Source organism: Paenibacillus cucumis (ex Kampfer et al. 2016) (assembly GCF_019748695.1).
In the GTDB taxonomy this organism is placed as follows: domain Bacteria; phylum Bacillota; class Bacilli; order Paenibacillales; family Paenibacillaceae; genus Paenibacillus; species Paenibacillus polysaccharolyticus.
The window spans coordinates 17576-31023 of the sequence record NZ_JACLIC010000049.1 but is presented as its reverse complement, the minus strand read 5'-3'; the positions used below and the strand labels follow the sequence as shown (position 1 = coordinate 31023).

At 41.6% G+C, this 13448-nt stretch carries 6 protein-coding genes; all 6 read left to right on the top strand.

Annotation, left to right across the window (positions count from 1 at the left end; genetic code table 11):
• The first annotated feature begins 1 nt into the window (after position 1).
• The 6 genes from H7T88_RS26325 to H7T88_RS26300 all read left to right on the top strand — a co-directional run bounded on the left by H7T88_RS26325 (position 2) and on the right by H7T88_RS26300 (position 13386).
• On the top strand, positions 2-760 hold the full coding sequence (locus H7T88_RS26325; protein ID WP_221791273.1) for a WecB/TagA/CpsF family glycosyltransferase: 759 nt from the start codon (positions 2-4) through the stop codon (positions 758-760).
• 428 nt (positions 761-1188) lie between these two features.
• Entirely contained in the window at positions 1189-2316 is a 1128-nt protein-coding gene (locus tag H7T88_RS26320) for a glycosyltransferase family 4 protein (protein ID WP_090922903.1), read from the top strand.
• A 167-nt stretch (positions 2317-2483) separates the two neighbouring features.
• Positions 2484-6389 (top strand): S-layer homology domain-containing protein, encoded by a 3906-nt coding sequence (locus H7T88_RS26315; RefSeq protein WP_221791271.1) that lies wholly within the window; start codon positions 2484-2486, stop codon positions 6387-6389.
• A 205-nt stretch (positions 6390-6594) separates the two neighbouring features.
• Entirely contained in the window at positions 6595-6936 is a 342-nt protein-coding gene (locus H7T88_RS26310) for a hypothetical protein (protein ID WP_090922908.1), read from the top strand.
• Positions 6937-7448: 512 nt separating this feature from the next.
• Positions 7449-10439 (top strand): S-layer homology domain-containing protein, encoded by a 2991-nt coding sequence (locus tag H7T88_RS26305; RefSeq protein ID WP_221791269.1) that lies wholly within the window; start codon positions 7449-7451, stop codon positions 10437-10439.
• A 352-nt stretch (positions 10440-10791) separates the two neighbouring features.
• Positions 10792-13386: a hypothetical protein gene (locus tag H7T88_RS26300; protein ID WP_154984745.1), complete on the top strand. Its 2595-nt coding sequence runs from the start codon at positions 10792-10794 to the stop codon at positions 13384-13386.
• Positions 13387-13448: the final 62 nt, after the last annotated feature.

Below are 13448 nucleotides of genomic sequence, written 5' to 3'. Positions count from 1 at the left end.
AATGAGTCAGACCGGATCTATTCCTACCGTTTCCATCTATGGTATCCCCTTTTCCAAACTAACGATGAAAGAAACGGTACAGGTGCTTGAAGAAGCCGTGTTGTCGAAACAGCCGCATCAGGTTATCACTGCCAATCCAATTATGGTTATGGCTGCGCTAGAAAATCCCGCAATTATGAAGGTGATGAAGGATGCGGAGATGATTGTTCCGGACGGAACCGGCGTGGTATGGGCTGCCGGCTACTGCGGTGATCCTGTAGCAGAACGAGTGCCCGGCTTTGAACTTTTACATGAATTGTTGCGGGTTGGAGAAAACTATCGGTGGGGCGTGTATTTGCTTGGTTCGACTCCTGAAGTGATTCAAGAAACGGCAGTTCGGTTACAACAGCAGTATCCGGCTATTCGTATTGTGGGTTATCGCGACGGTTTCTTCGGTTCGGCTGAGGATGAGCAGGTTGTAGCTGCGATACAGCAAGCTGCACCTGATCTGTTATTTGTCGCTCGCGGTGCGGATACCCAAGAACCCTGGATTCACAAACATAAGCATGCGTTGCAAGTTCCTGTGATGATGGGGGTTGGCGGTAGCTTTGATGTGATCTCTGGCAAGAGCAGACGGGCACCTAAACTGTTCCAAAAGTTAAGACTGGAATGGTTCTATCGTCTGCTTCGTGAACCTAGCCGGGCTGGACGGATGCTTGCGCTCCCGAAATTCGCATTGAAAGTGATGCGTGACAAAGAAAACGTGACAAAAGTCCGATAAAAGCAGGTAATTACGAGATAAATGCTTATTTTTGCTAGAAATTGAGGATAGCTTTTCAGAAATGATCAGCGTATAATTCATTCCGGCACATACGTGTGTCACTCGAATGAAAACATTCTTTGATTGCACTAGGCACTCCCGCTAAAGGAGCTGTTACACTTCATTACTACGATTGCAAAAGAACCTTCGATCGCCCTTATCCCCAAATTTCTATTTATCCTTGTTCAAGGATGAAATTCGGTGATAAAAGCGAACGCTTCGCTTTTACAGGTTTTCCCTTGCACTCTTCGTACCGTGTAACTGTTGCCTCAGAATCAACAATAAATTTTCATCAAAAGTGAAAAACAATGTTTCTTTATATATAGAAAAAGAGAACAGGGGATTTATAATTTTTCTGAAGGTATTATAATTGGGGGTCGAATGTTCAAATGGTAGCGATCTTTATCATTGGATTTCTGGTGTCAATGGGACTTGCTTTAGCTCTTACACCACTTGTTAAAAAGTTCGCAGTCCGCATCGGTGCAATGGATACACCGAATGCACGTAAAGTGCATACACGTATTATGCCGCGTCTTGGCGGATTGGGTATTTTTCTGGCATTTATTATTACGGTTGCTGCGCTGCTTCCGTTTGTCTCCGCTTGGTTTACAACTCGCGATATGAGTTTTGTCAGTGCATTTCTGGTCGGAGGCTCCATCATTGTATTGATTGGTGCGCTGGATGACCGTTTTGAATTGTCTGCCAAAGTGAAACTGCTTGGACAGATCGTGGCTGCGTCCGTCGTTGTATTTGGATTTAACATCCGCGTAGACTTCGTGAACATTCCGTTTCAGGATGCGTATTCTTCACTCGAAACGTGGGTGTCTATTCCGCTGACGATTCTGTGGATCGTTGGTGTAACCAACGCGATTAATCTGATTGACGGACTGGATGGTTTGGCTGCCGGTGTATCAGGGATTGCCATTGGTACCATTGCAGTGATGTCTTTCCTGATGGGTAATACGATGATTGCTCTGATGTGTCTGGTATTGCTCGGTAGCATTATCGGGTTCTTGTTCTTTAACTTCCACCCAGCGAAAATATTCATGGGAGATACCGGTTCACTATTCCTTGGTTTCTCCCTGGCGATGCTTTCGATGCTCGGATTTAAACAGATTGCAGTCGTGTCCTTCATTACACCGCTGATTATTATCGGTGTACCGCTCTCGGATACTTTGTTCGCGATTATTCGCCGTGCGGTGCAACGGAAACCGATCTTCTCACCGGATAAAGGTCACCTGCATCATTGCTTGCGTGAACTTGGATTCAGCCATCGTCAGACCGTACTGATTATCTATGGTATTGCTGCGTTCTTCGGTGTGCTGGCTATTATCCAGTCTTCGGCTGCGATGTTTGAAGCCAACTGGGTAACCTTTGTTGTGATCTGTATCATGATGTTCTTCCTGCAAGTTGGGGCAGAAGTCATTGGACTTGTAAGTAAAACGAGAAAACCAGTGATTAACTTCCTGATGCGTATGCGCGTGAAGCTTAATCCACAGACCCGTTCGAAATCCTAAAAAATTATTTCGTTTCCTGCTATCGTTCAATATTCTAATATTAGACCCTTGCCTTATCCCGATTGGGATAAGGTTTTTTGTTTTTTTTGAGATTTTTACTAAATAATTGGAACCTTTTTGCCGATAAATACTGGTAACTGACTTAAAAAGAGGAGAGATGATACGTAATGCAACAAAAGAAACGGCCGTTGATTTGGATCATGTTGGTCACCATGGTGCTCTCGTTGTTCCCACAAGGTCTATTCGGTGGGTCCGTTGCTTCGGCTGCCAACGCACTGACTACCTACTTTACACCAGATAATACCGCGATTAGTCAAACGGCGGATTTGAACATTGAAGACTCAGCAAATGCTAGATTTTTGACTCGGGATCGAGCTTATCAGACGACTCAGGGGACAATTACAATAACAGGTGCATACGCTTTTGTATCCAAAGATACGATGCGTGTCAAAGTCGAACAGCTTAACTCGGTTAGTGCACCGAGCAACAAAACGAAATGGGAGCCTGATGCTACCCGTTCCAATACCACTGCAGTAACTGCGAGTACGAGCGGTAATAACAACTTTACGGCAAACAACATCACCTTGTTTCCGGGTTTTAACCGGATTACCTTCACAGGAACTCAAGGATCAGTAGAGCGTTCAGATACGTTTTATGTGCTGTATGATCAGGTTCCATTTATCCAGGATTTTAAAATTTTTACGGACCCAAGTACAGGTTCCAATACATCCTATGGTTTGAATGAAGGTGCGCAGACAGTTGTCAATACACAGTTTGTGTCTGTTCAAGGTAAAGTGCAAAATGCAATTAAAGTAACTGTTTCATTGAATGGTGGAGAAGAACTCGATTCGTCTTTGCTTCAAAACGGAACATTTTTCACGCCACAGTTAAAACTGACTGCTGGTTTGAATAATCTGAAATTTAGAATTGCCAACGGTTCGGATTCTATCCTTACCGAACGTGCAGTTTATTACTACGACAAGGATCAGCCATTCTCTACGCTCAACGTTTCATTAACGAGCGGTGGAACTACAGATACGAAATCGCTACTGAACAATATCCCGACATTCTCGAATGCAGCTACCGAAGCCAAGCTTGAAGTTCAGATGGTGCTTCCTTATATCGCAAGCAATAGCTCATTTAAGGATTCAGGATCGTTCACAGTCAATGGAACAACGATGACGTTCAGCAACGCAACGGAAACCATTATTCCCGGTCCGGATGGGTCAACGCCTGAATACCGAATCGTTACATTCACAACCGATAATGCGTATCCGTTACAAACATCAACCACAACACCAGCTGAAATTTTGAAGAATCAAACGGTTAACGCCGTTGTAGGGCATGGAACATTTAGCTCTGGATATCAAGGGAAGTTTACTTATGCTCCAGGTGTTAAAGCTATTACCAATATGTACTATCTTCCAGATTATAGTGGTGGTGCAGTAACCAATAAAGTACCACTGGACAATGCACAGATTGCTACAGCAGATTTTTATATTATGGTGGATTCTAGCCAAGCTATTGCAGGCGAAATGGTAAAAGGTGAATACCTCCCAACCGGAACAACCAAGTTGACGATTGAGGGAGCACCAACGGGAACGAATGCGCCTACCGGTCTTTCAAACAATCAAGCGGTCTACTTGGTAAAAAATGTGGCCAATGGCACGCAGAAAATTCGTTTTTATTATGGAAATCCTGATCCACATTATGATGTTACCGTATCGTATGCTGCCAAAAGCTATATTTACGTAGCCAACTTGTATGATGGACAGAACTATACATTCAATTCAAAAACGACCCAGTCCTTAACGGTCAATGGTGAGTTCGTTGGATTCAGTACACTTGTATCTCCTCCATTCACAAGTCAATTATTTGTGAATGGTGTAGCCAGAACTCCTGCTGGTTTCCCGGGCACTAACGGTAAGTTTTCCTTCCCGTTGACTATTGGGGGGACGGGAGAACTTGTATATGGAGAGAATACCATCACCATTACAGGCACGGATAAAGACGGTGCAGGTAAGACTAAGGTCATTGAGAAAAAAATCAGAATTTACATTTCAGACAGCAATGTGTCCAATATTGATAAATTCATGCCGGTCCCTGTTCCAACGGATGGTCGTGTGGAATTCAGCAAGGCAGATGTTAGTGTATACACCCCTGAAGAGATGGTCAATATCTTCAAAGTAACGCCGGACTTCATTATTCGTGATGGAAAGTATGTAACGAGTAAGGATAGATATGACCTGGTGTTTAAGGGTGGCGGTGCCACTATTGCAAATCTGTACTCTGGTTCCAAGCTGATCTACAGCTATCCGATTCCAGCAACGGATACAGGAGATCCAAACAAGGCAACTCAAGATGGTCATATTGCTGACTTTGCGGGGAATCAGGATGAATTCATGATTCGGATCAGGAACTATATCTTTGATGCACCAGGTAGCCATGTGTACACATTAGAGCTGATCAACAGCACGGGAGCCAGAACGACACAACGGTTGGAGATCTTAAGAGAACCATCTTCTTATCGTATCCTGTCTCCTGTAGCGACAGTAGGACAACAGATTGTCGTTAACAAAAACTATGTACATTTTGATATTGAAGCTGAAGGTGCAACACAAGTATTGATTGGTAAGGAAGCGGCTGTTAAACGTCCGGATATGGATAACCGTTTTGTCCTGGATTATGTAGGATTGTCTCCGGATAAAAACAATGCGATCAAAATCCAGATTACGCGAGAAGGCGGCAAGATTAACGATACGGTTAACGTGTTCTATACAAGCACCGTTGGAGTAGATGCACAGTATATGGCTCCGAAAGTGGCTAACAAATATTCTGCATTTAATAAGAAGCTGGAATTGTCGTTCCCGAAAGGAACCATTCTGCAATCAGCTTCCAAATCAAGCAGTGGTGTAATCAAGTTCTACCCGGACAACAAAATTTTGTTTGGTATTGCTGATCCGAAGGACGGCGTTCTGGAACGGAAAAATGACTACGGCTTTAATATTGGACAAGCAGATCCACGTAGTACGGGAGGGTTATCACCAATTACAGTCCCGACTATTTTAACAGAGATGTTTAACTCCAACCTGACGACAAGCAACTTCGTTCCAGTATCCGATACGTATTGGATTAATGGAGGAATTGGTGAGCTTGGGGATAAAGGGGCAAGCGGATATAAGCCAGGAACGAACGGAGTAACACCATACTCCCTGGAAGGAAGTTTTACACAATTCCCTACAGAACGGATTTTGGTACCTTCTAACCGTGGTACATTGACTCTTGCTTACGATCCATCGATTGTAGATGAAGTAGGTTCAACCATTAGCGTATTCCGCTACTCCGATAAGAGCAATATCGGACAGTGGGAACCCATTGGTGGAGCTGTGGATACCAAGAAACATACCGTTACCGTTTCTTTCGACGAGTTTGGTTATTACAAAGTTATGAAGCAAAGTAAGAGCTACCCGGATATTACGAATCACCCATGGGCAAGAAATATCCTGAATGCTCTGTATTCCAAAGGAATCATGAATAATTTGCGATTCAATGCATTTGGTGCAGATGATCAGACGACGCGTGGGGAGTTTGCTACCCTGCTGGTCAAAGGTTTGGATATTCCATTGAATTATTCGAATACACAGACCTTCTCAGACGTTTCTCCAACAACAAGAAGTGATACGTGGGATTATGCTTCCATTGAGACAGCAGCCAAAGCAGGTATCATAACAGGACTTAGTGATGGATTCTTTGGTGTGGAAGATCCGATTACACGTGAGCAAGCAGCAGTAATGATCGCTAGAGCAATGAGTATGAAACTTGCTGCCAATGATAGTAAGCTTGCAGGAACGTTGTCTAAATCTTTCCAAGACTCTAATCAGATTGAGTACTATGCCCGTCCTTCAGTGCAGGCTATATCCAAGGCAAAAATCATGGAAGGTAGTCCCGTGCAGGGCAATGCCAAATCATTCCTTTTCAATCCAAAAGGTAACCTGACTCGTGCTGAAGCAGGCAAAATTGCTGTGGAATTGTTCAAGAAAGGTACCAAACTTTTCCCTAAAACACTAAGCTAATTTATCAGATATGGAAATGTTTTAGGAAGAACCTGTCCCTTTAACAAGAAGGGGCAGGTTCTTTTTATGGGTAAATATGAGATTGTATAGAACGCATTTATAATAGAAGGAAACAGTTTTTTACCAATAACTATTTTTGTAATTTGCTAGAGATTAAGATACAATAGCGTTAAATACACAATGATCTAGAGGGTGAAGTTAGCTTATGAAACCGATTTATTCTAAGGCCCAACTGGGCTACATGAAGGCAAAGACACAGTTTGAGAAGCAGGCAGTCTTTCTTGAGAAAAAACTAGAAGATACACGTAAGACACAGGAGATTTCTCAGGAAGTGATGGAAGGGCTTGTTCAGACGACCGGCTTCCATGATGCGTATAATAATCTGGTTCTGGCGGAAAACGAACTGATCGAATGGTCTCATACCACAATGAAACATGAGAAGACGTATCGTGAGAACCGTATCGCGATTGATGACATGTATTTGAAACTTAATAGTGATCCTAAAATGCGTGCACAGATTATTGATTTAGCAATGAAAATTCGATAATCTACAAAATTGACACATGAAAGAGGGCCAATGGGCTCTCTTTTTTTATTTTGAATATTGTGGAATTTGTCGCTTCATTGTCAAAAATATGGGGTATAAATAAACGTCCAATGCGTTTCTGACTCCTTCATGTTGCAGGCAAAAAATCACCAAAGTGGCGCTACGACTGGTTTTTAGCACGCTAGAAACCCGCACTGCATCAATAAATAAATAAATTCAAAACTTTTTTTGAAGAATGCGCAACTTTTTGAAATCTACTGCGTTTAAGATGTAGAGTCAAAAACATTGGGGAACTTACCAAGAATGACCTCGTGAAGAATCTTGTCTATTTATTAGAAAAAATTGCTTTACGGCACGAGAGACCCATTGTATAATACGTAAGGTAGGATTAGGAAACTACTCTATTTACGTGTGATTCTATTATTATTCTAGGTAACAAGTTTCTGTGATATGCTCACAGACATCATTTATATTAACTTGCTCAAAACTCTGGAAAGGGGGTGCAACAATATATGAGGAACACGAGCGACCCTATTAAAGAAAATTCAAATGTTATGAACACCCAAGGAGGAGAAAAAAAGGTTATGAAGAAAATTTTATCCGTAGCATTGTCTACAGCAATGGCATTCTCAATGTTTGCTTCTGTAGCATTCGGTGATACAGCAGTTTCCCCGCAACAACAGTTTGACGCATTGAAAGCAAAAGGTATCTTCGAAGGCTTCCCTAACGGTACAGCTGGATTGGATCAAGAGATGACTCGCGGTCAATTCGCAAAAGTTATCACTAAATTGCTCGGTTTGAAAGAAGTAACTGGTCAATTGTCTTACAAAGACAAAAACTACACAGCTAAAAACTGGGCTGTACCTTACATCGAAGCAGTAACTGCTGCGGGTATCATGCAAGGTAAAGACACAACTAAAAAAATCTTTGACTTCAACGGTAAAGTGACAATCGCTGAAATGGCGACGATCCTTACTCGTGCGCTTGACCTGGAAGTTCCAGCTGAAACAAACAACAGTGCTCCAGAATGGGCTAAAAAAGACGTTCAAGCAGCAATCAACGCTGGTCTGGTAGATGCTAACGCTAACTTCACAGCTAACGCTTCCCGCCAATTGCTGGTAGGTGCAGCTTATGCAGTGGATCAAGCTCAAAGCTTGAAAGTTTCTTCTTACGAAGTAAGCGAAGCTGGTAAAGTTGTTACTTTCAAAATCAGCGATGGTGAATCCGTTAAAGTAACTTTGGATAAAGCTCTCGAAGCTAACAAAGAAACTGAAGTGAAATTCACTTACAAAGAAAAGCAATTCACTGAAAAAGTTACTTACAAAACAACTGTAGCTCAAGCTGTAGCTTCTGTAACTGCTACAAACTTGAAAGAAATCACAGTTAAATTTGATGGTACTGTAGATCAAAATTCTGCTGAAAGCAAAAACAACTATGTTGTTAACGGTTTGACTTTCAAAAGCGCTACATTGTCCGATGACAAAACTACTGTAACTTTGTTGGTATCTGAAGGTAACACTTCTTTGACTAACCAAAGATCCACTAGTCTTCAAGTCAACAATGTGAAAAATGCTGACGCTTCTAAAACTATTACACAAAAAGTTGAGTTTACTCCACTTGATGTTGCAGTTCCAGAAGTAAAAGAAGTTAAAGCTTTGGGAACAAAAGCTTTCAAAGTAGTTTTCAGTGAGCCGGTTAAGGCTGAAACTGTAAACGCAACTTCTTTCCGTGTAGATAACAACGTAATTGCAGCTTCTGTAAAATACGTTTATCCTAACACTGCAATTGTAACAACTGATCTGACTACTGGTGATCACACATTGCGTGTGAGCGGCGTACAAGACTACTCTGGTCTTGCTATCGTTCCAGTAGAAAGCAAATTTACAGTAACTGAAGATACAGCTGCTCCTAAAGTAGTTGGTGTTAAATCCAATGACTTGAAAGAAGTAACTGTAGAGTTCGATGAAACAGTGAAAAGCGTTGCAAGTGCATATGCTAACACTTCAGGCAACACTGCTCAATCCATCGAAATCAATGACAACAAAGTTACATTGAAATTCAACAATCCATTGAATGTATCCGAGAACACAGTTTATCTGACTGCAGTTTCTGACTACAGCAATAACTCTGCTTCTGTTGATGCAAAAGTAACTCCAACATTGGATACAGTTCGTCCAGCTGTTGTTGATGCTAAATTCAAAATGGAAAATGGAAACTACATCGCTGAGATTCAATTCAGCAAATCTTTGAAAGTAGATTCCGCACAAAACCCTGAGAACTATGTTCTTAAAGATGCAGACGGTAAAGTAGTTACTGTATCTGGTTTGACTTCTAAAGGTTACCCAGTAATTACACCAAGTTATACTGATAACAACAAAACTGTTAAAGTTAACTTGGGAAGCAGCTTGAAATCTGATGCTACTTACACTCTGACTGTATCTGGTGTTATCGATACTGCTTACATCGGAAATGTATTGTTGCCTTACACTGCAACTTTGAACGCTAACACTGCTCAAAACGGTAGTGTAACACGTGTATGGTCTGATGTGCCTAACGGTGTTCGTTATGTGTATGTTCAATTCAACAAAACTTTGGCTACTACTGGTGACGGTAACGCATTGGATGCAGCTAAATATATGGCAATGAACGTTGATAACAACGGTGTTGCTACGACAACTGCTAAACAACTTGCTAAAGAGAACAATGATATCACATTGATCTCCACAAACACAGTTAGAATTGCTGTTACAAACAATACTGGCATCGATTGGGCACAGCCTGTTAAAGTGTCAGCAAGCTACATCAAAGATTCCGAAGGCAATTACTTCAACACTGGTAACTACACTGTAGGATCTAACGTTGGTACTGCGGATGTTAAAGCAACTACTGATGATGTATATGCTACTAGCCGCAATGAAGTTAAAGTTAAATTTAACACTGCATTGTCGAATGTTAACTTGGGAGACTTTGATTTGAACGGAATTAGCCCTACAAGCTACACTTTGGCTGATTCTAACAAAACTGTAGTTCTGAAGTTTGCTGATAACACAATTGCTAGTGATGTTGATGGTTATACTTTGAAAGCTACTAACCCTAGCACTCAAGATAGCTTCGGCAATAAACTGCAAGCTTTCACAGCACCTGTTAAAGATGGTATTGCTCCAACAGTAACTTTGGGTAATATCGTAAGACCTGCAAACACAAACACAATTACAGTAACTGTAAATGCGTCTGAAGAACTTAAACAAGATGCTAACTACAATGCAGCTTATATCCAAGATCTGTTCAGCATTGATGCTGGTAGCGGTGTAACTACAACAGTAAATGGTGTTTCTATCAGTCAAGATGGCAAAACAATTACTGTAACTGCAACTGTATCTGGTGCTACAGATGGTAAAGTAGCTACTGTTAAATTTGATGGTTCTAAAAATAAAGCAGCAAAAGCTATTACTGACCAAAACGGTAATGCTCTGGATGAGTTCTCATTCGGTAAACAGCTGTAATTCAGAACTTTCTAAACTCAAGAGGCTTGCATCATATTTGATGCAAGTCTCTTTTTATGTTTATCATCACAAACAGTTCAAGGATGAAGATTATTTAATATATAATAGTTACATTTGTAAGTTATGTTATAGGTATGTGAATGGATCTGAAAGGAATATGTCAAGTTACCCATAGGATTGTGAAGAAATAACAACATATAAGTGGCGTATTATAAATCTTAAAGCATAGATAAAATAAAATTAGATATTAGCTGTAATGTTTAATTCTTTTAATCACAACAACATCGTAACTTTCTTCCCTTCCCAAACGTTTATACTATATAGCAACAAGCAACTTATGGGAGGTTTGGAAGTGGATCAAAAGAAAATGGTTGTGAGCTTGCTCGCAAGTGCAATGTTGATCAGTTCAACGGTTGGTACAGTGATGGCTGCCAATACAACAACGAAATCATCTGCCAACAGTAGCGATAGTAAAACAACAACACCGAAAAAACAGGTTGTACATACCTTGGGGAACCTGGCCCCTGTTAAAGTGACTGCACGAAGTACTGTAAGATTAACGGATGTGAATATTCTGGCTCAGGATGATGGGAACGTCGTGACATATACGCTATCGTATCAGAATAATGACAGTAAACCTCTAATGATGATTGATTATTGGAGTAAGGTAAAGACGAGTGGAGGCACAGTGTTCTCCCCTAAACTGATCGCGAAGGATCAGGAAAAGAAATCAATTTCCCCTGGTTCCACGGTAGAACTGACTTATGTCATGAAAGCAGGACGTGAAGTAAAGATCAGTGACCTGAACTTCCTCATCGTGAAATGGGATTTTAGTCAAGCCAACTATGAGCGAACACTGGGCAAGTTTAATGTGCCCGCTTCCTATAGCATTACTACACCCGTGGGTAAACCAAAGACGGTTCGTCTGAGTGACTCTGCTGTGAAGGTTAAAGTTTCTGGCATCAAAGTCTATCCAGGTGAAGATAAGAAACAGTATGTGAAAATTGGTGTGAATTTAAACAATATTAGTTATAAATTATTGGAGAATCCAAATATCAAGTGGATTTTGCGTACACCAGGTGGAGCTAATTACCCGTTAACGCCAGATAAAGACAGTGCTACGGTGAGTATTCAAGCACAGGCGAACAAGTCTCTTGGTCTGATGGCTTCTCTTCCTACATCGGTGAAACTGCAAAAGTCTGAGTTGCTGCTTGTCGAAGAGCAGGGTGAAGAGAAAAGTGTGCTTCCTGTGGCCGCTTTGCAACTGCCTGAGGCAAGTAAAAGCAATGTTGAAGTAACGGCAAATCAGGCGAATATTATTTCGATTGATGGACAGCCTCTCTCGACGTTGCTGAGCTCATCCAGAGTGCGTGTAGAAGATGAGGAATATACGTTGAACATGCAGATGGTACTCAAAAACGAAGGGAAAAAGGCCATCAAGGTACCAACGTATTCCTTCGAAGTACGTACAGCCGATGGAACGATTAATCCCATTGAGACGAAAGCATTGGATAATTTAAAATTAAACCCAGGCGATATCAAAACGATTAAGCTGAGTGGAACATTCCAAGGGGATGGTGACACGAGCAAGATGAAGTTGTATGTGATGAGCCCTAAGGATAAGACCGAGGGCACGGATACGACAACGGCAACTCCAGCGAACGGATTGGTCTTCTCTTATCCTGTTGGGGTCTATATTTTGCCTGAATCACCATCTGGCGGAGATGCTCTGACTACAGAAACAGTCATCAAAAACAATAAAGGTACATTTGGCGTATCAATCGGTTCGTTACAACGTCTGCCGTGGTTGGATAGCGATATTATTGCCGCAAAGGTAACGATTCGCAATGCATCAACCAAAACGGTACAACTTCCTGAACTGGAAGCGATGTTTACAATAGATTCGGCTCAAATCGATGGAGATAAAAAGTTAATTTACACGCAATCCGGCAAACTGTTAGGCGCAGGTATGACAACTGAAGCTTATCTGTTAACTAAAATCCCATCGGATCTGCGGATGTCTCGTCTGGAAATCAGCTTGAATGAAAAGGTGAGTGAAGAAGAAACAAACGAATGGATTACACTTAATACTTCTGGATTCATCCAAGCAGTGTCCTATGTCTCTAACGGTAAAACGTACACATCCGGTTCGGGGGATAAAGAGACGGAAATGGGTGCTCGTAGAACAATTCGTTATCCAGGGGCATCATCCGATATCGTGTATACCGAATTTGAGATGACCAATAAATCACTCCGTCAGAGTGGACTTGGCAAGCTGGTAGCTTACTATAAATCAGCAGATGGTCAGTACTATAGAGCTACAGCGAAACAATCCGAGCGTCTACCGGGACCTGGACAAAAATCGATTGTAACCTTCTGGGCTAAATTGCCGAAATCCGTTACATTCTCTGACTTGAAGCTGGTTGTAGGTGAAGGGGTTGCTGATGGCAAGTTTGTAACTGGTGAAGGGGAAGCGACGGCTTACGTGAACGCTATGGCATTTGAGGTTCCGCCAGTCTCCATTAATGTGCAGACTTCCCTAAGTAATATAGACCTGTATCCGTATAACCTTACTGCCAATAGTGTACGTGCTTATCTGGCAGGCACCACGTCTGTACAGATTGAGATGAACTACACACTCACTCGTAACGAAGAGACAGAGATGGCTGAGAATGAACACAAACTGATTATTACATTCACTGATCAAACAGGGAAGACATATGAAAAAGAACTGACTGTGGGCACAGATATCAAGGTAGGTAAGAACCAAACTATTACATGGAGCATTGAGGATAGCATTTTCGAGAAGCTTCGTGGTGGTTCGTATCGTATTAGCCTAGATGACCAGTTCCAAGGACAGCGCATTCGTCTAGCAGAGCAAAGCTATGGTTACGATGTGACAAAACTTCCAAAGGAAGAACCGATCATTAATTTTGATTCTAAATGATTAGATTTTGAATTAAGGTTATGGAAAAGAAGCAGTATTTAAATTATGTACTGTATAGTAAA

Excerpts from the sequence above, each read along its gene's own strand:
- H7T88_RS26325 (WP_221791273.1), top strand. The coding sequence starts at position 2 with ATGAGTCAGACCGGATCTATTCCTACCGTTTCCATCTATGGTATCCCC.
- H7T88_RS26320 (WP_090922903.1), top strand. The coding sequence starts at position 1,189 with ATGGTAGCGATCTTTATCATTGGATTTCTGGTGTCAATGGGACTTGCT.
- H7T88_RS26315 (WP_221791271.1), top strand. The coding sequence starts at position 2,484 with ATGCAACAAAAGAAACGGCCGTTGATTTGGATCATGTTGGTCACCATG.
- H7T88_RS26310 (WP_090922908.1), top strand. The coding sequence starts at position 6,595 with ATGAAACCGATTTATTCTAAGGCCCAACTGGGCTACATGAAGGCAAAG.
- H7T88_RS26305 (WP_221791269.1), top strand. The coding sequence starts at position 7,449 with ATGAGGAACACGAGCGACCCTATTAAAGAAAATTCAAATGTTATGAAC.